This is a genomic window from Leifsonia shinshuensis (assembly GCF_014217625.1).
Classification (GTDB): domain Bacteria; phylum Actinomycetota; class Actinomycetes; order Actinomycetales; family Microbacteriaceae; genus Leifsonia; species Leifsonia shinshuensis_A.
This window is the reverse complement of record NZ_CP043641.1, coordinates 430,664-452,382: the sequence shown is the minus strand read 5'-3', so window position 1 is coordinate 452,382 and position 21,719 is coordinate 430,664. Positions and strand designations below refer to the sequence as shown.

Genomic DNA, 21,719 nt, shown 5'->3' with positions numbered 1-21,719 from the left:
ACCGGGCAGCCGCACCCCGAACACGCTTCTAGGCCAGACGATTCTAACAGATCGGCGTCAGCGTCCGCGCACGATGCGGCGCAGCTTCGCCAGCCGCGCGGCGACGTCGCGCTCGTTGCCGTGCTCGGTCGGCGCGTAGTAGGTCGTGTCGGCCAGCTCGTCCGGGAGGTACTGCTGCTGGAGCACGCCGAGCGCGTCGTCGTGCGGGTACTTGTACCCCTTGCCGTGGCCGAGCCGCTTGGCCCCGGGATAGTGGGCGTCGCGGAGGTGCTTGGGCACCCTCCCGATCTTGCCCGCGCGAACGTCGGCGATCGCGGCGTCGAGCGCCATGTACGCCGCGTTCGACTTCGGGGCCGTTGCGAGGTGGACGACCGCCTGCGCCAGCGGGATGCGCCCCTCGGGCATCCCGATGTACTGGACAGCGTCGGCGGCGGCGATCGCGACAACGAGGGCCTGCGGGTCGGCCATCCCGATGTCCTCGGACGCCGAGACGATGATTCTGCGGGCGATGAACCGCGGGTCCTCCCCCGCCTCGATCATCCGCGCCAGGTAATGCAGTGCGGCGTCGACGTCCGAGCCGCGGACCGACTTGATGAAGGCGCTGATGACGTCGTAGTGCTCGTCGCCGTTGCGGTCGTACCGCAGCAGCGCGCGGTCGACCGCCTGCGCGACCAGCTCGGCGGTGATGACCGGCTTCTTCTTGGAGGTCGCCGGCGTCGCGGACGCGGCCGTGACGGACGCGGCCTCCAGCGCCGTGAGCGCGCGGCGGGCGTCGCCGGAGGCCAGCCGGATGAGCGCGGCGCGGGCCTCGTCCTCCAGCGTGTACTGGCCGGCCAGCCCGCGGTCGTCGGCCACGGCGCGGTCGATGACGACGCCGAGGTCCTCGTCGCTCAGCGTCTCCAGCGTGAGCAGGAGCGAGCGCGAGAGCAGCGGCGAGATGACCGAGAACGACGGGTTCTCGGTGGTCGCGGCGACCAGGATGACCCAGCCGTTCTCGACTCCGGGAAGCAGGGCGTCCTGCTGCGCCTTGGTGAACCGGTGGATCTCGTCCAGGAAGAGCACGGTCGAGACGCCGTAGAGGTCGCGGGTCGAAAGGGCCTCGTCCATCACCAGGCGGACGTCCTTCACGCCGGCGGTGACGGCGGACAGCTCCACGAACCGCCGCCCGGAGGAGTGCGCGATGGCCTGCGCCAGCGTGGTCTTGCCGGTGCCGGGCGGACCCCAGAGGATCACCGACACGGAACCGCTCTGCCCGTCCTTGTCGGAGGCCAGGGCGACGAGCGGCGAACCCGGACGCAGCAGGTGCCGCTGCCCCGCCACCTCGTCCAGCGACTTCGGCCGCATGCGCACGGCGAGAGGCGTCGCTCCCGTCCGGAGCCCAGGTTGCACGTCGACCACCCGACAAGAGTAGTCGCCGCCACCGACATCGCGGTCGGCGCCCGCGGCGTCCGCGCACGGCGCGTGGGTTTGGGCGCTCATAGGCACGCCGGATAGGGTTCGTGCAGCATCCATCCCGCCGCGCGGCCTCCGCCGGCGCGACGGCATCCATCCCCCGCTCGACGGCGCCCCCGGAGGACAGACGTGGCACCCAGCAAGCAGAACGACCGCGACGCGCGACAGGCACGCGAGCGCCTCCGTGCCTATCAGGCGCGGCAGACGGTGCACGAGGAGAAGGTCAAGCGCCGCAAGCGGGACAACTGGATCGCCGGGATCGCCGTGCTCGTGATCGTCCTGCTCGCGATCGGCACGCAGCTCCTCTTCTTCGCGAAGCCGTCCGCCACGAGCGCGTCCGCCTCGCCCTCGCCCTCGCCCTCCTCGTCGGCCGCCGCGGGCGTGCCGTCGAAGAGCATCGCCGAGGGCCGCACCTGGACCGGCGACCTCACGATCAACGGCATCAAGCTCGGCGTCTCGCTGGACGGCAAGGCGGCCCCGCAGGCGGTCTCCTCGACCATCTCGCTGACGCAGAAGAAGTTCTACGACGGCCTCACCTGCCACCGCCTCACCAACGGCGGCTTCTACGTGCTGCAGTGCGGCGACCCGAACGGCGACGGCAGCGGAGGCCCCGGCTACTCCTACGGCCCGATCGAGAACGCGCCGAAGGACGACAAGTACCCGGCCGGGACCATCGCCATGGCGCGTCAGAGCGGCAACGCGAACAGCCAGGGCAGCCAATTCTTCATCGTCTACAAGGACACCACCATCGGATCCGACGCCGCCGGCGGCTACACCGTCATCGGGAAGATCACCAGCGGGCTCGACACGCTCAACAGCGAGGTCACCAGCAAGGGCGTCCAGGGCGGCAGCACCGACGGCAAGCCCGCGGTCACGACGAAGATCGACAGCTTCACGCTGCAGTGATCCCGGCGTGTGCAATAGGCTGATTCCCAACGTGGCACCGCAAGCAAGGTGAGGCTCTTGGCTACTTCTGAACAGCACCCCTGGGGTCGCGTCGACGAGACCGGCACCGTGTACGTCCGTGAGGGCGATGGCGAGCGCGCCGTCGGCGAGTACCCGGACGGCACTCCGGAGGAGGCGATCGCCTACTTCGAGCGCAAGTACACCGACCTCGCCGGCCAGGTCGGCCTCCTGGAGCAGCGCGCCCGTCGCGGCGCTCCCGCGGCCGACGTCGCGAAGTCCGTCGCGAGCCTGCGCGGCTCGGTGGAGGGCGCGAACGCCGTGGGCGACCTCGCGTCGCTGCTGACGCGGCTCGACGCGCTCGGCGGCACCGTCGAGGAGCTGACCGAGCAGCAGAGCGCAGAGGCCAAGGCCGCGCTGGAGCAGGCTGTCGCCGACCGCACTGCGATCGTGGAGCAGGCGGAGGCCCTTGCGGCCCAGGACCCGGCCCGCACGCAGTGGAAGCAGACCACCGCGGAGCTGGACGCCCTCTTCGCGAGCTGGCAGGCCCATCAGCACGACGGCCCGCGCTTGCCCAAGAACGAGGCGAACGAGCTGTGGAAGCGGTTCCGTGCCGCGCGCTCGACCATCGAGCACAACCGCAAGGCGTTCTTCGCCGAGCTGGACAACCAGCACCGCGACGTGCGCGCCCGCAAGAACGCGCTCATCGAGCAGGCAGAGCGCCTGGTCCCGCTGGGCGCCGACGGGGTCCCGGAGTACCGGCGCCTGCTCGACCAGTGGAAGCTGGCCGGCCGCGCGGGCAAGAAGAACGACGACGCGCTGTGGGCGCGGTTCAAGGCCGCCGGCGACGCGATCTACTCCGCCAAGGCCGAGGTCGACGCGCGCGACAACGTCGAGTACGAGGAGAACCTCACGCTCAAGCTCGCGCTTCTGGAGGAGGCGGAGCCGCTTCTGAAGGAGAAGGACCGCGAGACCGCCCGCGCCACGCTGCTCTCGATCCAGGAGCGCTGGGACGCCATCGGACGCGTCCCGCGCGACCAGGTGCGCCCCATCGAGGACCGCCTGCGCAAGGTCGAGGCTTCCGTGCGCCGGCTGGACGAGGAGCACTGGGAGCGCAACGACCCCGAGAAGAAGGCGCGCTCGGAAGGTCTGGCCAGCCAGCTCAACGCGGCGATCGCCAAGCTGGAGCAGGAGCTCGAGGAGGCGAAGGCCAGCGGCGACTCCGCCAAGGTGAAGGCCGCCCAGGAGGCTCTCGACGCCCGCAAGGTGTGGCTCGACGCACTCGGCTGAGTCTCCGCGCTCCTGCTGCGGAGTCGTCCTCCACAGCCCACGCGATCGGATGAGTACTCCACGGATCCGCTGACGGCGGTCCACGACGGCCTCGCCCAGCAGAGGCTGGATGCATGACAACAGCATCCGCTCTCTTGATCGACCGTGACATCCTCCCGCTCGCCGAGCTCTTCTCGCTCGTGCTGGACGGCCAGCTCTACCGCGTTGGCGACGCCTTCGCCGCCACGGACACCCCCGACACGCCGTCGCTGCGCGCGCACGCATTCGCGGCGCTGCGGCCGGGAAGCACCGTGGCCGACCGCGGAACGGCGGCATGGATCCACGGCACGCGTTCGGCTCCGCCGGTCAGGCCGCAGGTCTGCGTCGATCGCAGCCATCGCGGGCGCGTGTCGTCCGACTTCGACGCACGCCAGCACGCACTGCCCGACGGCGAGGTGGTCGTGCTGAGCGGCGTCCGGGTGACGGCGCCGCTGCGCACGGCGGCCGACCTGATGCTGACACTCCCCCGGTTCGGGCTGCCGGAGGCACTGGAGGTGCGTCACCTGCTCGAACTCGGGCGCGCCTCCCCCGAACGGCTCGGCGCCCATCTCGCCCGGACGCGCCGGCACGGGTCCACCAGGGCTCTCACGCGGATGTCCGTGGTGGAGCGCACCGAGCTCCCCACCCCGGTCAGCCCGCGCTGACCCGATACACGTCGTACACGCCGTCGATCCGGCGCACCGCGTTGAGCACGCGGTCGAGGTGGGTGGTGTCGCCCATCTCGAACACGAAGCGGCTCAGCGCCAGGCGGTTGCTCGACGTCGTGACCGTCGCAGAGAGGATGTTGACATGGTGCTCAGACAGCACGCGCGTGACGTCGGAGAGCAGCCCGGAGCGGTCCAGGGCCTCCACCTGGATCTGCACCAGGAAGACGCTCTTGGAGCTCGGCGCCCACTCCACATCGATCATGCGGTCGGGCTCCTGCAGCAGCGACTGCACGTTGTGGCAGTTCGCCTGGTGCACGGAGACGCCCTGACCACGCGTCACGAAGCCGACGATCGGGTCGCCCGGCACGGGCGTGCAGCACTTCGCCAGCTTCACCAGGATGTCGGGCGCGCCGCGCACCAGCACCCCGGAGTCGCTGTTGCGCAGCTGCTTCGGCCGGCCCTTGACCGGGATGTCCAGCTCGCCGTCGGACTCGACCTCGCTCTGCAGGGACGCGACGATCTTCTCGATCACCGACTGCGTCGAGATGTGGCCTTCGCCGACGGACGCGTACAGCGACGACACGTCGGGGTGCTTGAGCGACGACGCGACCTCCACCAGGGCGTCCTGCGTCATCAGCTTCTGCAGCGGCAGGTTCTGCTTGCGCATCGCCCGGGCGATGGCGTCCTTGCCCTGCTCGATGGCCTCGTCGCGGCGCTCCTTGGTGAACCACTGCCGGATCTTGTTGCGGGCCCGCGGGCTCTTGACGAAGTTCAGCCAGTCCTGGCTCGGGCCGGAGTCCGGGTTCTTGGAGGTGAAGATCTCGACCACGTCGCCCGTCGAGAGCGTGCTCTCCAGCGGCACCAGCCGGCCGTTCACCTTGGCGCCCATCGTGCGGTGGCCGACCTCGGTGTGCACGGCGTAGGCGAAGTCGACCGGAGTCGCGCCGGCCGGCAGTCCGATCACGCGGCCCTTCGGCGTGAAGACGTAGACCTCCTTCGCGCCGATCTCGAACCGCAGCGAGTCCAGGAACTCCGACGGATCCGCCGTCTCGGCCTGCCAGTCGGAGATGTGCGCGAGCCAGGCCAGGTCGGTGTCCACCTTGCCCGGGCCGCCCGTGCTCTTGCCGGTGGTCTGCTCCTTGTACTTCCAGTGCGCCGCGACACCGAACTCGGCGCGCTGGTGCATCTCCTCGGTGCGGATCTGGATCTCCACCGGGCGGCCCTGCGGGCCGATGACGGTCGTGTGCAGCGACTGGTACAGGTTGAACTTCGGGGTGGCGATGTAGTCCTTGAACCGCCCAGGCATCGGCGTCCAGCGCGCGTGGATGGAGCCGAGCACGGCGTAGCAATCGCGCACTGTGTTGACGAGCACCCTGATGCCGACCAGGTCGTAGATGTCGTCGAACTCCCGGCCGCGCACGACCATCTTCTGGTAGATCGAGTAGTACTGCTTCGGGCGGCCGACCACCTTGCCGCGGATCTTCGCGGTCTTGAGGTCGTCGTTGATGGCGTCGATCACCTGCTGCACGAGCCGCTCGCGCTCCGGCGTGCGCTGCTTCACCAGGCTCTCGATCTCCGCGTAGAGCTTGGGATACAGCACGGCGAACGAGAGGTCTTCGAGCTCCCACTTGATCGTCTGGATGCCGAGCCGGTGTGCCAGCGGCGCGTAGATCTCCAGTGTCTCCGTCGCCTTGCGCGTGGCGTTGGCGGCGGGGACGAAGCCCCAGGTGCGCGCATTGTGCAGGCGGTCGGCCAGCTTGATGATCAGCACGCGGATGTCCTTGGACATCGCGACGATCATCTTGCGGACGGTCTCGGCCTGGGCGCTGTCGCCGTACTTGACCTTGTCGAGCTTGGTGACGCCGTCGACCAGCATCGCGATCTCGTCGCCGAACTGGTCGCGCAGCTCGTCGAGCGTGTAGGAGGTGTCCTCCACCGTGTCGTGCAACAGCGCGGCGGCGATGGTCTTGGCGCCGATCCCGAGGTCCGCGATGATCTGCGCGACCGCGACCGGGTGCGTGATGTACGGCTCGCCGGACCGGCGCTTCTGGCCGTCGTGGGCGCGCTCCGCCACGGCGTAGGCGCGCTCGATCAGCGAGAGGTCGGCCTTCGGGTGGTGCATGCGCACCGTGCGGATCAGCGTATCGACGGCGCCGGCGGGCTGGGCGCGGGAGAAGATCCGCGGGACGAGACGGCGCAGAGAGGCGGACTGCGGTGTCGTCGTGTCAACCATCTGCTCGCCTCCTGTCGTCCATTATCGCCGCTGTTCGCGCCCTCCCGGTCACGGGGGCGGCGCGACCGGCGCTCAGGCGGACGCTCCCGGGGGTCGACCGGGCTCCGAAGGACCACCGGGCTCCGCGTGCGGACCCGGCTGACCGACGGTCTCGGACGCCGGGGCGCCCTGGGCGATCGGACCGCCGGAGGCCTGCCAGGCGAGCATCCCGCCCGCGACGTTCGCGGCCGGATAGTCGGCCTGCAGGAGGGCGTCGGTCACCATCCGGGACCGGCCGCCGACGGCGCAGATCACGAGGATCTGCTCGTCCTCCGGCAGCTCGTGCTGGCGCAGGCCCAGCTCCCCCATCGGGATGTGGTGGGCGGCCGGCGCGTGGCCGGACTCCCACTCGTGCTCCTCGCGGACGTCGAGCAGCCAGGCCGCGCCGGCGTCCACGAGCTCACGCGCACGCGCGGCAGTCACCTCGTCCTCCGACAGGTAGCGACCGCTCATGCGCCGACGCTACTCCGCCGGGACCGGCTCGGTCGCCGCGACCTGGGCCTTGGGACGGATCGAGCGGACCTTCTGGTCGTGCTTCTTGATCGCGGCCTCACCCTCGCGGAACTGCGAGTACATCGGCGCGGCCAGGAAGATCGTCGAGTAGGTGCCGACGATGATGCCGATCAGCAACGCGAGCGAGATGTCGCGCAGCGTCGCGGCGCCGAAGGCGTACGCACCGATGAAGAGGATCGACGCGACCGGCAGCACCGCGACCACGGCCGTGTTGATCGACCGGACGAGGGTCTGGTTCACCGCCAGGTTCACCGCCTCCGGGAACGTGCGCCGGGTGAGCTCCAGCTCCTCTCGGGTGTTCTCGCGGATCTTGTCGAACACCACGACCGTGTCGTACAGCGAGTAGCCGAGGATCGTCAGGAAGCCGATCATCGTCGCGGGCGACACCTCGAAGCCGACGAGGGCGTAGATCCCCGCGGTGATGATGAGGTCGTGGAAGAGCGAGATGATCGCGGACGCCGACATCTTCCACGTTCGGAAGTACAGCGCCATCGCGATGAACGCCAGCAGCAGGAACACCACGAGGCCCTGGATCGATTGCTGCGTCACGTCGGCGCCCCAGGAGGGGCCGATGAACGTGGACGAGACCTCGGACGACGGCACGCCGTAGGCCGTGGCCAGCGCGTCGGCGACGGCCTTGGTCTGGGTGTCGGAGAGCTGGTCGGTCTGCACCTGGATGGCGTTGTTGCCGACGACGCTGACGTGGGAGACCGCGTTGGGCACCACGCTCGCGACGGCGTTCTGCGCCTTGGTCGTGTCGGTGCTGTTCACCTGGCTGATCTGGAACTGCGATCCGCCGCGGAACTCGATCGAGAAGTTGAACCCGCCCTTGACGATCGGGATCAGGATCGAGAGCGCGACCATCACGATCGCGATGGTGTACCAGATCTTGCGCTTGCCGACGAAGTCGAACGAGCGCGCGCCGGTGTAGAGGTCGTTTCCGAACTTGGTGAGGCGGCTGGCCATCAGTTGTCCTTCCCCTCGGTCGAGCGATCCGACGACGAGGAGGTCGAGGCGGAGGCGAGCTCCGCCGCCTTGCGCTCGGCGATCGTCTGGCGGCGCGCCGCCTCTCCGCTGCTGCGGGCGTTCTTGCCCGCGCCCACCAGCTCGGGCTGCGGGGCACGGAAGCGTGCCGCGCCGCGGTACACCGCGCCAAGCGCGTCCGGGTCGAGCCCGGAGAGCGGGTGGCCGCTGCTGAAGAAGCGGGTCTTGGCCAGAAGCTGGAGCGTCGGGTGAGTGAACAGCAGCACCACGATCACGTCGATGATGGTCGTGAGCCCCAGGGTGAACGCGAAGCCGCGCACGTTGGCCGCGGCCAGCACGTAGAGCACCACGGCAGCCAGGAGGTTGGTCGCCTTCGATGCGTAGATCGTCCGGCGCGCACGGCCCCAGCCGGCCTCCACCGCGGATTCGAGGCTGCGCCCGTCGCGCAGCTCGTCTCGTATTCGCTCGAAGTAGACGATGAACGAGTCCGCTGTGAAGCCGATCGCGACGATCAGACCGGCCACGCCCGCGAGCGACAGACGGTAGTCGTAGTGCCACGACATCAGCGAGATGGTCAGCCAGGTCAGCGCGCCGGCGACGACGAGCGAGAACATCGTGACGAGGCCGAGCAGGCGGTACTGGAAGAACGTGTAGATCGCGACCAGGATCAGACCGATCAGGCCGGCGATGAGACCGCTGATCAGCTGCGAGGTTCCGAGCGTTGCCGAGATGTCGTCCTGGCTCTGCACCTTGAAGCTGAACGGCAGCGCGCCGAACTTGAGCTGGTCGGCGAGGGTCTTGGCGCTCTGCTCGGTGAAGTTGCCCGAGATCTGCGGCTTGCCGTCGGTGATCACCGCGTTGGTGGTCGGCGCCGAGATGACCCGGCCGTCGAGGACGATCGCGAACTGGTTCTGCGCGCCCTGGAGGGCGTTCAGGCGGGTCGTGACCGCGGCGAACTGCTTGGTTCCGGTGGCGTCGAAGACGATGTTGACCGCCCACTGGCCGGTCGTGACGCCCTGCGAGCTCTGCATCAGGCCGGCGCTCGCGTCGGAGATGTTCTGGCCCTTCACCTCGACGGGGCCGAGCAGGTACTTCACCGTGTTGTTGTCGTCACAGGTGATCAGCGGCTTGTCCGTCGGAGCCGAGCTGAGGTCCTTGTTCTTGTTCTCGGCGCACGAGAACGCGTCGTACTGCGCCTGCAGCTCCGGCGTCACCCAGGCCAGATCGCTGCCGTTCGTCGGCGACGTCGACGGCGTGGACTGGAGGCCGGGCGCCGGGCTCGGCGCGGGGGTCGACTTGCCGTCGGCGCCCACGACCTCATTCGTCGGGCCGCCGGTGAGCAGCACCGGACGGAAGTCCAGTCGCGCGCTCGCCTTGACGCGGTCGAGGGTCTGCTGGTCGGGCTTGCCCGGCAGCGACACCACGATGTTCCGCGAGCCCTCGGTGGAGATCTGCGCCTCGGACACTCCGGACGCGTCGATGCGCTGCCGGATGATCGAGACCGCCTGGTCGAGCTGCTGCTGCTGCACCGACTGACCGTTCTCGACCTGCGGGGCGAGGATGATCTGGGTGCCGCCCTCGAGGTCGAGGGCGAGCTTGGGCAGCCACGTCGCATTGCTGAACAGCACGCCGGCCGTGAGGGTCCCCAGGAGGACCACCACGAGCACGCCGAGCCATGTCAACGAACGCCAGGCTTTTTTGACCGGAGTCGACTTTGCCACCTAGGAACTCAGCTTTCTACGAGCGATCCGCGCACCCTCTCGGCGCGCGGAGCACAGGGATGCTATCAGTCGTCGCTCTTCGCGCCGGGCTTCTTCGGCGCGTCGTCGATCCGCTCGCCGAATTCCGGAGCGGACGAGTCCGCCGTGATGGCGTGGTCCTCGTTGAGCTCCGGGCCCGCGACCTCGGTGTCGTCGGTCTCGGTGGTCTTCGGCTCCACGACGCGGGCGAGCACCTGGCGGTGCACCTTCACCTCGTGGCCCGGGCTGGTCTCGATGACGGCGGTGTTGTCGTCCTCGTTGACGGAAACCAGGGTGCCGTACAGGCCGAAGTTGGTCATCACCTCGGCGCCGGGCACCATCTTCGAACGCGTCTCGTCCTGCTCCTTACGCCGCTTGCGGCTGTTGCGGAACATGAAGAAGACGAGGGCCGCCAGAATGACGACCATCACAATGGTCAACGGATCCATGAAGTAAGCCGAACCTTCCGGTGAAGTCAAGGGGGTATGGCGCGAATGGCCAGCTTGAATTATAGGTCATCCATCAGGGACGGTTGCTGTGAGTGGCCTTGTCGTTCACCCCCAGGTCGAGGGCTGGACAGCCCGAAGTGCCGCCAGGCCGCCGGTGTGGCGACACGACCGCGCGGCGTCCGGGACAGCAGCCCGATGCGGACCAGGAACGGCTCGACCACCGATTCGATGGTCTCCGCCTCCTCTCCGACCGACACCGCGAGGGTGTTGAGGCCGACCGGACCGCCCTCGAAGCGCTCCAGGATGGCGTGCAGCACGGCGCGGTCGAGGCGGTCGAGGCCGAGCGGGTCGACGTCGTAGAGCTCCAGCGCGGCCTGGACGGCATCCACGTCGGCGCGGCCGCCGTGCACCAGGGCGTAGTCGCGCACCCGGCGCAGCAGCCGGTTGGCGATGCGCGGGGTGCCCCGGCAGCGGCCGGCGATCTCCGCCAGGGCCTCGCGGTCGATCTCGAAGTCGAGCATCGTCGCGGCGCGGGTGAGCACCTGCGTCAGCTCGACCTCGTCGTAGAACTCCAGGTGGGCGGTGAAGCCGAAGCGGTCGCGGAGCGGATTCGGCAGCAGGCCGGAGCGCGTGGTGGCCCCGACGAGCGTGAACGGCGCGAGGTCGAGCGGGATGGACGTGGCGCCCGCGCCCTTGCCGACCATGATGTCGATGCGGAAGTCCTCCATCGCGAGGTAGAGCATCTCCTCCGCCGAGCGCGCCATGCGGTGGATCTCGTCGATGAACAGCACCTCCCCCGGCGTCAGCGACGACAGCAGCGCGGCGAGGTCGCCGGCGTGCTGGATGGCGGGGCCGCTGGAGAGTCGCAGCGGCCGCTCGCTCTCGTGCGCGACGATCATCGCGAGCGTGGTCTTGCCGAGCCCGGGAGGACCGGCGAGGAGGATGTGGTCGGCCGTCCGCTCCTGCATCTTCGCGGCCGTCAGCAGCAGCTGGAGCTGGCCGCGGACCTTCGCCTGCCCGACGAACTCGGACAGCGTGCGCGGCCGCAACGCGCCCTCGAACGCGAGCTCCGACTCCGACTCGAGCTCCGGCGCGGTGAGGTCGTCGCTCATCGGGCGGCCCCGCTCGCCGCGCCGGCCCCGGCCGGGCCGAGGCGCGCGAGGGACAGCCGGAGCAGGGCCTGGACGGAGTCACGCGCGCTCTCGTCGGTCTCGGCGACGACGTCGGACACGGCCTCCGCCGCGATCTTCTCCGGCCAGCCGAGGCCGACCAGGGCGACGATCACGCTGTCGGGGACGCTGGAGCGCGCGCCCGTGGCCTTCACCGCGCGTGCGGGGGCCCGCCGGGCGGCGGCGAGCTTGCCGGTGAGCGAGACGACGATGAGCTTGGCGGTCTTCGGGCCGATGCCGGACACCTTGCGGAACGGCGCGTCGTCGTCGGCTGCGACCGCGTCGGCGACCTGATCGGGGCTGAGCACGGACAGCACGCCGATCGCGGACTTCGGGCCGACCCCGGACACGCCGTTGAGCAGTTCGAAGACCTGGAGCTGGTCGAGGTCGGCGAAGCCGAAGAGCTGGAGGGCGTCCTCCCGGACGATGAGGGACGTGAACACGAACGCCTCGTCGCCGACGCGCAGCGAGAGCACGTGGTCGGGGGTGAGCGTCACGGCGAAGCCGACGCCGCCCACCTCGATCACGGCGGTGCCGCCGCTCGCAGAGAGGACGGTGCCGCGGAGGGAGGAGATCACCTGGCCAGCCTACGGGGAACGGCCGACGTCCGGGCGGAGCGCTCGGCGGCGAGCCACGCGGCCTGCGCCGGGGTCTGGCCGGTGGCCGGCGAACCCGCTCCCGCGGCTCCCCCGTCGGCCGCCGGCGCGCCGCGCCAGGCGTGGCAGATCGCGATCGCGAGGGCGTCCGCGGCGTCCGCCGGCTTCGGCGCCTCGGCGAGGCCGAGGATTCGAGCGACCATCGCCTGGACCTGCTTCTTGTCCGCCGAGCCGTATCCGGTGATCGCGGCCTTCACCTCGCTCGGCGTGTGCAGGGCGACGCGGAGGCCGCGGCGGGCGGCCGCGTGCAGGGCGACCCCACTCACCTGGGCGACGCCCATCACGGTGCGGAGGTTGTGCTGCGCGAAGACGCGCTCGATCGCCACGACGTCCGGGCGGTGGGCGTCGAGCAGCTCGTCGATACCGGTGCCGACCGCCAACAGCCGCTGCTCGAGCGGCATGTCGGCGGGCGTGCGGATGACGGTGACCTCCACGAGGGCGGCCTTGCGGTCGGGACGGACGTCCACGACGCCCACGCCGCACCGCGTCAGACCCGGGTCGATGCCGAGCACCCGGATCGTCATCTCGGCGCCTTACTCGTCGTCTTCGAGCTGCGCCTGCACCTCGGGCGTGAGGTCGAGGTTCGTGTAGACGTTCTGCACGTCGTCCGAGTCCTCCAGGGCGTCGATCAGGCGGAAGACCTTGCGCGCCAGCTCGGCGTCGGCCTCCACGTTGACCGTGGCGACGAACTCGGCGTCGGCGGAGTCGTAGTCGATGCCGGCGTCCTGCAGCGCGGTGCGCGCGGCGACCAGATCGGTGGCCTCGGTCAGCACCTCGAAGCTCTCGCCGCGGTCGGTGACCTCCTCGGCGCCCGCGTCGAGGACGGCGGTGAGGACGGTGTCCTCATCCACGCCGTCGGCGTGCGGGACGACGATGACGCCCTTGCGGTGGAAGTTGTAGGCGACGCTGCCCGGGTCGGCCATGGTGCCGCCGTTGCGCGTCATCGCGGTGCGGACCTCGGCGGCTGCGCGGTTCTTGTTGTCGGTGAGGCACTCGATCATGAGGGCGACGCCGCCCGGGCCGTAGCCCTCGTACATGATCGTCGTGTACTCGATCGACTCGCCGGTGAGGCCGGCGCCGCGCTTGATGGCGCGGTCGATGTTGTCGTTGGGGACCGAGGTCTTCTTGGCCTTCTGGACCGCGTCGACCAGCGTCGGGTTGCCGGACAGGTCGGCGCCGCCGGTCTTCGCCGCGACCTCGATGTTCTTGATGAGCTTGGCGAACGACTTGGCGCGGCGGGCGTCGATGACGGCCTTCTTGTGCTTGGTCGTTGCCCACTTGGAATGCCCGGACACTGGTGCTCCCTCGAGTTGCGGTTGAACCTGTCCATAATAATGCCTCGGCCCCACGCCTCCCGAAGGCGCGGCCCTCCCGAAGGCGCGGCCGGCCCGAAGGCGCGGCGCTCCGCGCGAGCTCTACGCCCCCGCCAGCGCCCGGTGTACGGACGCGACGGCGCTCGCGCCCTCCCCGACCGCCGCGGCGATGCGCTTCATCGAGCCGTGCCGCACGTCGCCCGCGGCGAAGACGCCGACCACGCTGGTCTCGAACGGGAGCGGCCCGCGCTCGGCGCCCACGGCCGGCGGGAGGTCGACATCCGTCAGCAGGAAGCCGCTGCCGTCCACGGCCGCCCCGCTCAGCCACGACGCCCGCGGCTCGGCGCCCACGAAGCAGAACAGCGCAGCGGCGGGGACGCGCTCGTCGGCCCCGGTGGCGGAGGAGGTCAGGGTGACGGCCTCCAGCTGGTCGCCGCCGTGCAGCGCCGTCACGTCGGACGACGTGTGCACCGTGATCCGCTCGTGCGACCGGACCCGGTCGACCAGGTAGGTGGACATCTTGGCCGCGATGTCCCCGCCGCGGACGACCAGCGCGACCTCGCTGCCGAGCTCGGCGAGGTAGAGCGCGGCCTGGCCCGCGGAGTTCGCGCCGCCCACGACGACCGCGGGGCGGCGGTCGACCGTCCTGGCCTCCAGCTCGGTCGTCGCGAAGAAGATGCTGCCGCCCTCGAAGTCCGCCCAGCGCTCCAGCGGGAGGCGGCGGTAGCGCGCTCCGGTCGCGACGACGATGGCCCGGGCGCGGATGGCGTCGCCCTCCGCCAGCGTCAGTTCGTGGCCTCCCTCGCGCGGCGACAGCGCCGTCACCTCCGCGGGCGCCGACAGCCGCACGCCGAACTTCAGCGCCTGCACCAGGCCGAGCTCGGTGATCTCGGCGCCGGAGACGCCGGACGGGAAGCCGAGGTAGTTCTCGATCCGGGAGCTCGCCGCCGCCTGGCCGCCGGGCGCGAGGGCGTCGAGCACGAGGGTGCGCAGCCCCTCCGAGGCGCCGTAGATGCCCGCGGCGAGCCCGGCGGGCCCGGCGCCGACGACGACCAGGTCGAACTCGTCGCCGTCCCGGTACCGGTACGCCAGCCCGACCGCCTCCGCGAGCGCGAGCGGGGTCGCGGCGCCGATCACCGCGCCGCGGGAGACGACGAGCGGGAGGGCGAGGCCGGCGTGCTCGGAGGACTCCAGCGCCTGCCGGCCGGCCTCGGTCGAGACGTCCGTCCAGCGGTGCGGCAGCTCCATCCGGGCGGCGTAGCGGCGCAGGGCCATCGCGGCCGCCGAGCCCTCGGTGCCGAAGATCTGGGTCGTGCGGTCGGCGGCGGCCATGAGCAGGCGGCGCCGCGCGCGGAAGGCGGCGAGCAGCGTCTCCGACAGCTCGCCGTCGTTCGACATGAGCTGCTTGAACACCGCGTTCGGGATGCGGCGCACTCGGCTCGGCTCGACGATGCGGGCGGTGAGCAGCGACGCCTGGCCGGTCAGCATGCTCAGCTCGCCGAGGAACTCGCCGGCCTGCCACTGGGCGACGACGCGCGCCGGCGAGGTCCCGGTGGCCTCCCGGACGATGTCGACCCGGCCGGACTCCATGACGAAGAAGTCGAGCTCCTCGTCGCCGGCGCGGAACAGCGAGTCCCCCACGGCGAACTCCTCCGGCTCGCCGAGCGCCATCAGGCGGGCGAGCGCGTCCTGCTCCAGGACGGGGTTGGCCGCGGTGCCGACCGGGACCCGGAACGGCGGCCGCTCGGCGGGAGGCGTCGGCACGCCGCGATCATAAGTGACCGCGGCGCGCCAGCACCATCCTCAGACCGCGGCGTCCACCCGAGCGGCCGCGCGGGCCCGCACCTTGTCCAAGAAGTACGCGTGGAACCGCGTGTCCCCGGTGATCTCGGGGTGGAACGACGTGCCGAGGAGGTCGCCCTGCTCGACGGCGACGACGCGGCCGTCCGGCACGCGCGCCAGCACGGTCGCCTTCTCCCCCACGCTCTCCACGATCGGCGCGCGGATGAACACCGCGTGCACCGGCTCGTCGCCGAGCTGCGGGATGTCCAGGTCGGTCTCGAACGAGTCCACCTGCGAGCCGAAGGCGTTGCGGCGCACGGCGACGTCCAGGCCGCCGAGGCTCTGCTGGCCGGCGATCCCGTCCACGATCGCGTCCGCGAGCATGATCAGCCCCGCGCAGGTGCCGTAGACCGGCAACCCGGCGGCGATGGCCGCCTTCAGCGGCTCTGCGACGCCGAACGCGCGCGACAGCTTGTCCATGACGCTGGACTCGCCGCCCGGGATGACGAGGCCGTCGATGCGCTCCAGCTCCTCCGCCCGGCGGACGGGGACGGCGTCGGCGCCGAGGCCCCGCAGGACCGCGAGGTGCTCGCGGAAGTCTCCCTGCAGGGCCAGGACGCCGACGCGGAGGCCGGCGATGTCCGCGTTACCAGCCACGCTCGGCGAGGCGGTGCGGCGCGGCGAGGTCGGAGACGTTGATGCCGACCATGGCCTCGCCGAGGCCCCGCGAGACCTCCGCGATGACCTGCGGGTCGTCGTAGAACGTGGTCGCCTTGACGATCGCGGCCGCGCGCTGCTCAGGGTTGCCCGACTTGAAGATGCCGGAGCCGACGAACACGCCGTCGGCGCCGAGCTGCATCATCATCGCCGCGTCGGCCGGGGTGGCCACGCCGCCCGCGGTGAAGAGCACGACCGGGAGCTTGCCGGTCTCGGCGATCTCGGCGACCAGCTCGTACGGCGCCTGGAGGTCCTTGGCGGCGACGTAGAGCTCGTCGCGGGTCATCGACTTCAGCGCGTTGATCTCCGAGGTGATCTTGCGGATGTGCTTGGTCGCCTCCGAGACGTCGCCGGTGCCGGCCTCGCCCTTGGAGCGGATCATGGCAGCGCCCTCGTTGATACGGCGCAGGGCCTCACCGAGGTTGGTCGCGCCGCAGACGAACGGGACGGTGAACTGCCACTTGTCGATGTGGTTGACGTAGTCGGCGGGCGAGAGCACTTCGGACTCGTCGATGTAGTCGACGTCCAGCGCCTGCAGCACCTGGGCCTCGACGAAGTGGCCGATGCGGGCCTTCGCCATGACCGGGATGGAGACCTCCGCGATGATGGCCTCGATCAGGTCGGGGTCGCTCATCCGGGCGACGCCGCCCTGCGCGCGGATGTCGGCGGGGACGCGCTCCAGCGCCATGACGGCGACGGCGCCGGCGTCCTCGGCGATGCGGGCCTGCTCCGGCGTGACGACGTCCATGATGACGCCGCCCTTCAGCATCTCGGCCAGGCCGCGCTTGACCCGGCTCGACCCCGTGGCGGTGCCCTGTTCTGTGACTGTCATGATCGCCCTCTCGTGCGGTACAAAAACTGTTTTGGCCTATGCCGAACGATAGCATCCTCCTGAGGGCTGGTTAGACTCGACGCCGGGGAGTGGAATTGGACGAACAGGTCATCACGGGCACGACCGCCGCGGAGATCGCGGCGAGCGTGCGCGCACTGCACGAGCGCGGGGCGCTGCGGCGCGGCGACGCCCTCCCTCCGGTGCGCGAACTGGCCGCCCAGCTGCGGGTGAACCGCAACACCGCCGTCGCCGCCTACCGGCTGCTCGCCCAGGCGGGCGTCGTCGTCGCACGCGGCCGCGCCGGAACGGTCATCGCCGGCGTGGAGGCCGTCGCCCAGGAGGGCTATGCGGCCGACAGCGTGCTCCGCGACATCGGGACGGGCAACCCCGACCCCGGCCGCATCCCCGACCTCTCCTCGGCGCTCGCGCGCGCGACCGGACGGCCGGTGCTGTACGGCGAGCCAGTGATCGACCCGGCCCTGGAGGCGCGTGCACTGGCGTGGATGCGCGAGGACCTGCCCGATCGCGGCCTCCGCATCACCGTCACCAACGGCGCCGTCGACGCCGTCGAGCGCCTGCTCGCCCAGGCCCTGCTGCGCGACGACGCGGTCGCGCTGGAGGACCCGTGCTTCCTGGCCAGCATCCACACGGTCCGCCACGGCGGCTACCGCGCGGTGCCCGTGCCGGTCGACGCCGAGGGGATGACTGTCGACGGCCTCCGCGCCGCGCTCGACGCCGGGGTGCGCGCGATCATCTGCACGCCGCGGGCGCAGAACCCGACCGGTGCCACCCTGTCCCCCGCCCGGGCCGCCGCTCTGCGCGCTCTGCTCGCCGACCACCCCTACGTGCTCGTCATCGAGGACGACCACTTCTCGATGCTGTCGCAGCGCCCGTACGAGACGCTGATCGGCCCGGGCCACCGCCGCTTCGCGCTGGTCCGCTCGGTGTCGAAGTTCCTCGGCCCGGACATGTGCCTCGCGATCGCCGCGACCGACGAGGAGACCGCGGACCGCCTGGCCTTCCGGCTGAGTCCGGGCACGACCTGGGTGAGCCACATCCTGCAACGGCTGGTGCTCGCACAGCTCACCGACGACACGGTGCTCGGGGAGGTCACGGAGGCCGGACGGCACTACGCCGAGCGGAACGCTGCCTTCGCGGCGCGGCTGACCGAGCGCGGGCTGCCGACCGAAGCCGGCGACGGGCTCAACCTGTGGGTGGCGCTGCCGGTCGAGGCCAGGATCGTCGCCGAGCGGCTGATGCGGCGCGGCTGGCTGGCGCGCACCGGGGACGAGTTCCTGCTGGGCGGACATCCCGCGCCCTCCCACCACCTGCGGCTCACGGTGCACGACCTCGGCGAGGAGGAGGCGGAGCGGCTGGTGGACGAGCTGGTGGAAGCGGCCGAACGGTCGGCGCCGCGCTCCTGATCTGACAGGATCGAAGGATGAAGATCCTCTCCATCCAGTCCGCTGTCGCCTACGGACACGTGGGCAACTCCGCCGCCGTGTTCCCGCTCCAGCGCATCGGGGTGGAGGTGCTGCCCGTCTACACCGTGAACTTCTCCAACCACACCGGGTACGGCGCGTGGCGCGGGCCGCTCATCGCTCCAAACGACGTGCGGGAGGTCATCACCGGCATCGAGGAGCGCGGCGCGCTCGGGAAGATCGACGCCGTCCTGTCCGGCTATCAGGGCAGCGAAGGGATCGGCGACGTGATCGTGGACGCCGTCGCGCGCGTCAAGGCCGCCAACCCGAACGCCGTGTACGCCTGCGACCCGGTCATGGGCAACGCGAAGTCCGGCTGCTTCGTCGCGCCGGCCATCCCGGAGCTGCTGCGCGACCGGGTCGTGCCGGTCGCCGACATCATCACGCCCAACCAGTTCGAGCTCGGGTACCTCACCGGGACCGAGCCGGGCGACCTGGAGTCGACGCTCGCCTCGGTCGACGCGGCGCGCGCGATGGGTCCGCGCACCGTCCTCGTGACGAGCGTCGAGCGGCCGGACCAGCCGGAGGACTCCATCGAGATGCTGGCGGTGGACGACGCGGGCGCGTGGATCGTGCAGACGCCGCGGCTGCCGCTGAAGGCGAACGGATCGGGCGACGTCACGGCGGCGCTGTTCACGGCGCACTACGTCGCCTCCGGAGACGCGGCCTCGGCGCTGAGCAAGACCGTCTCGAGCGTGTACGACCTGCTCGCGAACACGCTCGCGTCGGGCGAGCGCGAGCTCCAGCTGGTGGAGTCGCAGGAGTCCTACGCGCACCCGCGCGAGCAGTTCACCGTCACGCAGGTGCGCTGACCCGCGCCCATTCGTGCCGAATGTCGACTTTCGCCGCGCGAAAGTCGACATTCGGCACGAATCGCGCGCGCCCTAGGCTTTCGGCCAGGCGTCCGCGAGCGCCTCGCGCACCTCGCCGAGGAGCTGCGGCAGCGCTTTGGTCTTGGCGATGATCGGGAAGAAGTTCGCGTCCTGCGCCCAGCGCGGCACGATGTGCTGGTGCAGGTGCGCCGCGATCCCGGCGCCCGCGACCACCCCCTGATTCATCCCGATGTTGAAGCCGTCGTTGCGGGAGACCTCGCGGATGACGCGCATCGCCGTCTGGGTGATGCTGCCGATCTCCGCGACCTCCTCCGGCGTCGCCTCGTCGTAGTTGGCGATGTGGCGGTACGGGCAGACCAGCAGGTGGCCGCTGTTGTACGGGAACAGGTTCAGCAGCGCGAACGCGTGCTCGCCGCGCGCGACGATCAGGGCGTCCTCGTCGCTCAAGGTCGGCGCGACGCAGAACGGGCAGTCGTCCTTGCCGGGCTGCTGGCCGTGCTGGATGTAGACCATGCGGTGCGGGGTCCACAGCCGCTGGAACTCGTCCGGCACGCCGGCGAGGTGCGACGGGTCGTCCATCCGGATCCGCTCCGGATGGACGCCCCCGCCGACACCGTCGTGCTCGGCGTAGTCGTCGAGGCTCAGTCGAGCCATGCCGTCTCGACCAGCTCGTGGCTCTCGATGCTCGCGACGATCCGCTCGATCGCCTCGTCCACGGTCACGCCGTTGCGCTGCGTGCCGTCGCGGAACCGGAAGCTGACCGTGCCGGCCGTCGCGTCCTCCTCGCCCACGATGAGCTGGAAGGGCACCTTGGCCTTGGTGTGCGTGCGGATCTTCTTCTGCATGCGGTCGTCGGAGTGGTCGACCTCCGCGCGCACGCCGCGGGCCTTCAGCCGGGAGATCACGTCGTCCAGGAACGGCGCGTAGTTGTCGGCGACCGGGATGCCGACCACCTGCACCGGCGACAGCCAGACCGGGAAGGCGCCTGCGTAGTGCTCCAGCAGGATCGCGAAGAACCGCTCGATCGAGCCGAGCAGCGCGCGGTGGATCATCGCCGGCTGCTTGCGCGTGCCGTCGGCCGCGTTGTACTCCAGCTCGAACAGCTCCGGCTGGTTGAAGTCCAGCTGGACCGTCGAGAGCTGCCAGGTGCGGCCGATGGCGTCGCGCGCCTGCACCGAGATCTTCGGGCCGTAGAAGGCCGCCCCGGCCGGGTCGTCCACCAGCTCGAGGCCGGACTCGATCGCCACCTCGCGGAGGGTCTCCGTCGCGGTCTCCCAGCTCTCGTCGCTGCCGACGTACTTCTCCGGGTCCTTGGTGGAGAGCTCCAGGTAGAAGTTCGTGAGGCCGTAGCCGCGCAGGGTCTCCAGCACGAAGTCGAGCTGGCGCGCGACCTCGTCCTTGATCTGCTCCTCGGTCACATAGATGTGCGCGTCGTCCTGCGTGAGGCCGCGCACGCGGGTGAGGCCGGAGAGCGTGCCCGACTTCTCGTAGCGGTACACGGTGCCGAACTCCGCCAGCCGCAGCGGCAGCTCGCGGTAGCTGCGCCCGCGGGCCCGGAAGATCAGGTTGTGCATCGGGCAGTTCATGGGCTTCAGGTAGTAGTCCTGCCCCTGCCGGGTGATGTTGCCCTCGGCGTCGCGCTCCTCGTCCAGGTGCATGGGCGGGAACATGCCGTCCTTGTACCAGTTGAGGTGCTGGCTGGTCTCGAAGAGGTGCGCCTTGGTGATGTGCGGCGTGTTCACGACCTCGTAGCCGTTCGCGATCAGCCGATCGCGCATGTAGTCCTCGATCTCCTTGCGGATGATCCCGCCCTTGGGGTGGAACACCGCCAGGCCGGAGCCGATCTCCTCCGGGAAGCTGAACAGATCGAGCTCCGCGCCGAGCTTGCGGTGGTCGCGCTTGGCGGCCTCCTCCATGCGGGTCTGGTACGCGCGCAGCTCGTCCTTGCTGGGCCACGCGGTGCCGTAGATGCGCTGCAGCTGCGGGTTCTTCTCCGAGCCGCGCCAGTAGGCGGCCGCGACGCGGGTGAGCGCCCAGCCGTTGCCGAGCATGCGGGTGCTCGGGACGTGCGGGCCGCGGCAGAGGTCCTTCCAGACCGTCTCGCCGGTCTTCGGGTCGACGTTGTCGTAGATGGTCAGCTCGCCGGAGCCGACTTCCACGGACTCGTCGCCGCCGGACTCGCCGCCGGACCCCTTGAGGCCGATCAGCTCGAGCTTGTACGGCTCGTTCGCCAGCTCGGCCCGCGCCTCGTCGTCGGTCACGACCCGGCGCATGAATCGCTGGCCCGCGCGCACGATGCGCGCCATCTCCTTGTCGAGGGCCTTCAGGTCCTCGGGGGTGAACGGCTCGGCGACGTCGAAGTCGTAGTAGAAGCCGTCGGTGATGGGCGGGCCGATGCCGAGCTTGGCCTCCGGGTTGATCGCCTGCACCGCCTGCGCGAGGACGTGGGCCGTGGAGTGGCGGAGGATGCCGAGACCGTCGGGCGAGTCGATGGTGACCGGCTCGACGGTGTCGGTGGTCGTGACGGTCGTCGCGAGATCCTTCAGCTCACCGTTGACGCGCATCGCGACAACGGAACGGTCGGTGAAGAGCTCGAAGCCGTCGGCCACCTGTCCACTCCTAGAGTCGTATTCCAATGGGATGCGTCA

20 protein-coding genes are annotated in these 21,719 nt (G+C 70.5%); 5 read left to right on the top strand and 15 right to left on the bottom strand.

The genetic code is table 11. The annotated features are described in order from the left end of the window. Positions 1–57 precede the first annotated feature (57 nt). Positions 58–1,398 carry a replication-associated recombination protein A gene (locus F1C12_RS02210; protein WP_185278733.1) on the bottom strand — a complete coding sequence of 447 codons (1,341 nt, stop codon included), beginning with the start codon at positions 1,396–1,398 and terminating at the stop codon, positions 58–60. A 183-nt stretch (positions 1,399–1,581) separates the two neighbouring features. Here F1C12_RS02210 and F1C12_RS02205 point away from each other — a divergent pair, with 183 nt between their 5' ends. The 3 genes from F1C12_RS02205 to F1C12_RS02195 all read left to right on the top strand — a co-directional run bounded on the left by F1C12_RS02205 (position 1,582) and on the right by F1C12_RS02195 (position 4,328). Continuing rightward, positions 1,582–2,358, top strand: a complete 777-nt coding sequence (locus tag F1C12_RS02205; RefSeq protein WP_185277236.1) for a peptidylprolyl isomerase — start codon at positions 1,582–1,584, stop codon at positions 2,356–2,358. Positions 2,359–2,415: 57 nt separating this feature from the next. After that, positions 2,416–3,645, top strand: a complete 1,230-nt coding sequence (locus tag F1C12_RS02200) for a DUF349 domain-containing protein (RefSeq protein WP_185277235.1) — start codon at positions 2,416–2,418, stop codon at positions 3,643–3,645. Between the two features lie 113 nt (positions 3,646–3,758). Then, a complete protein-coding gene (locus tag F1C12_RS02195) occupies positions 3,759–4,328 on the top strand; it encodes a hypothetical protein (RefSeq protein WP_185277234.1) in 570 nt (189 codons plus the stop codon). Here F1C12_RS02195 and F1C12_RS02190 read toward each other — a convergent pair. The 12 genes from F1C12_RS02190 to pdxS all read right to left on the bottom strand — a co-directional run bounded on the left by F1C12_RS02190 (position 4,315) and on the right by pdxS (position 16,757). Beyond that, positions 4,315–6,564, bottom strand: a complete 2,250-nt coding sequence (locus F1C12_RS02190) for a RelA/SpoT family protein (protein ID WP_179605745.1) — start codon at positions 6,562–6,564, stop codon at positions 4,315–4,317. The genes F1C12_RS02195 and F1C12_RS02190 overlap by 14 nt on opposite strands. Before the next feature lie 72 nt (positions 6,565–6,636). Continuing rightward, positions 6,637–7,056 carry a rhodanese-like domain-containing protein gene (locus tag F1C12_RS02185; RefSeq protein ID WP_185277233.1) on the bottom strand — a complete coding sequence of 140 codons (420 nt, stop codon included), beginning with the start codon at positions 7,054–7,056 and terminating at the stop codon, positions 6,637–6,639. Positions 7,057–7,065: 9 nt separating this feature from the next. Continuing rightward, entirely contained in the window at positions 7,066–8,082 is a 1,017-nt protein-coding gene (gene secF / locus F1C12_RS02180) for a protein translocase subunit SecF (protein ID WP_185277232.1), read from the bottom strand. After that, positions 8,082–9,821, bottom strand: coding sequence for a protein translocase subunit SecD (secD, locus tag F1C12_RS02175; RefSeq protein ID WP_185277231.1), 1,740 nt, complete (start codon positions 9,819–9,821; stop codon positions 8,082–8,084). Before secD ends, secF begins: the two co-directional genes overlap by 1 nt. 65 nt (positions 9,822–9,886) lie before the next feature. Next, entirely contained in the window at positions 9,887–10,288 is a 402-nt protein-coding gene (yajC, locus tag F1C12_RS02170; protein ID WP_185277230.1) for a preprotein translocase subunit YajC, read from the bottom strand. Between the two features lie 59 nt (positions 10,289–10,347). Then, entirely contained in the window at positions 10,348–11,400 is a 1,053-nt protein-coding gene (ruvB, locus tag F1C12_RS02165; protein WP_185277229.1) for a Holliday junction branch migration DNA helicase RuvB, read from the bottom strand. Continuing rightward, entirely contained in the window at positions 11,397–12,035 is a 639-nt protein-coding gene (gene ruvA, locus F1C12_RS02160) for a Holliday junction branch migration protein RuvA (RefSeq protein ID WP_185277228.1), read from the bottom strand. The genes ruvB and ruvA overlap by 4 nt, the downstream gene beginning before the upstream one ends. Then, positions 12,032–12,631, bottom strand: coding sequence for a crossover junction endodeoxyribonuclease RuvC (gene ruvC / locus F1C12_RS02155; protein ID WP_185278732.1), 600 nt, complete (start codon positions 12,629–12,631; stop codon positions 12,032–12,034). Before ruvC ends, ruvA begins: the two co-directional genes overlap by 4 nt. 15 nt (positions 12,632–12,646) lie before the next feature. After that, positions 12,647–13,408 carry a YebC/PmpR family DNA-binding transcriptional regulator gene (locus F1C12_RS02150; protein WP_185277227.1) on the bottom strand — a complete coding sequence of 254 codons (762 nt, stop codon included), beginning with the start codon at positions 13,406–13,408 and terminating at the stop codon, positions 12,647–12,649. 120 nt (positions 13,409–13,528) lie between these two features. After that, the gene (locus F1C12_RS02145; protein WP_258046075.1) at positions 13,529–15,190 is read right to left on the bottom strand and encodes an FAD-dependent oxidoreductase; all 1,662 of its coding nucleotides are present in this window, start codon (positions 15,188–15,190) and stop codon (positions 13,529–13,531) included. A gap of 39 nt (positions 15,191–15,229) precedes the next feature. Then, complete coding sequence (gene pdxT / locus F1C12_RS02140) at positions 15,230–15,865, bottom strand: pyridoxal 5'-phosphate synthase glutaminase subunit PdxT (protein ID WP_374939547.1); 636 nt, start codon at positions 15,863–15,865, stop codon at positions 15,230–15,232. Then, on the bottom strand, positions 15,855–16,757 hold the full coding sequence (gene pdxS / locus F1C12_RS02135; RefSeq protein WP_185277226.1) for a pyridoxal 5'-phosphate synthase lyase subunit PdxS: 903 nt from the start codon (positions 16,755–16,757) through the stop codon (positions 15,855–15,857). Before pdxS ends, pdxT begins: the two co-directional genes overlap by 11 nt. A gap of 95 nt (positions 16,758–16,852) precedes the next feature. Between pdxS and F1C12_RS02130 the strand changes: the two genes are divergently transcribed. Both F1C12_RS02130 and pdxY read left to right on the top strand, forming a co-directional pair. Then, positions 16,853–18,181 carry an aminotransferase class I/II-fold pyridoxal phosphate-dependent enzyme gene (locus tag F1C12_RS02130; protein ID WP_185278729.1) on the top strand — a complete coding sequence of 443 codons (1,329 nt, stop codon included), beginning with the start codon at positions 16,853–16,855 and terminating at the stop codon, positions 18,179–18,181. Between the two features lie 17 nt (positions 18,182–18,198). Beyond that, positions 18,199–19,050, top strand: coding sequence for a pyridoxal kinase PdxY (gene pdxY / locus F1C12_RS02125; RefSeq protein ID WP_185277225.1), 852 nt, complete (start codon positions 18,199–18,201; stop codon positions 19,048–19,050). 72 nt (positions 19,051–19,122) lie between these two features. Here pdxY and F1C12_RS02120 read toward each other — a convergent pair whose 3' ends face one another. Together F1C12_RS02120 and thrS are read right to left on the bottom strand one after the other, a co-directional pair. Then, positions 19,123–19,650, bottom strand: coding sequence for an HIT family protein (locus F1C12_RS02120; protein WP_185278728.1), 528 nt, complete (start codon positions 19,648–19,650; stop codon positions 19,123–19,125). A 62-nt stretch (positions 19,651–19,712) separates the two neighbouring features. After that, complete coding sequence (gene thrS / locus F1C12_RS02115) at positions 19,713–21,680, bottom strand: threonine--tRNA ligase (RefSeq protein ID WP_185277224.1); 1,968 nt, start codon at positions 21,678–21,680, stop codon at positions 19,713–19,715. Positions 21,681–21,719 lie beyond the last annotated feature (39 nt).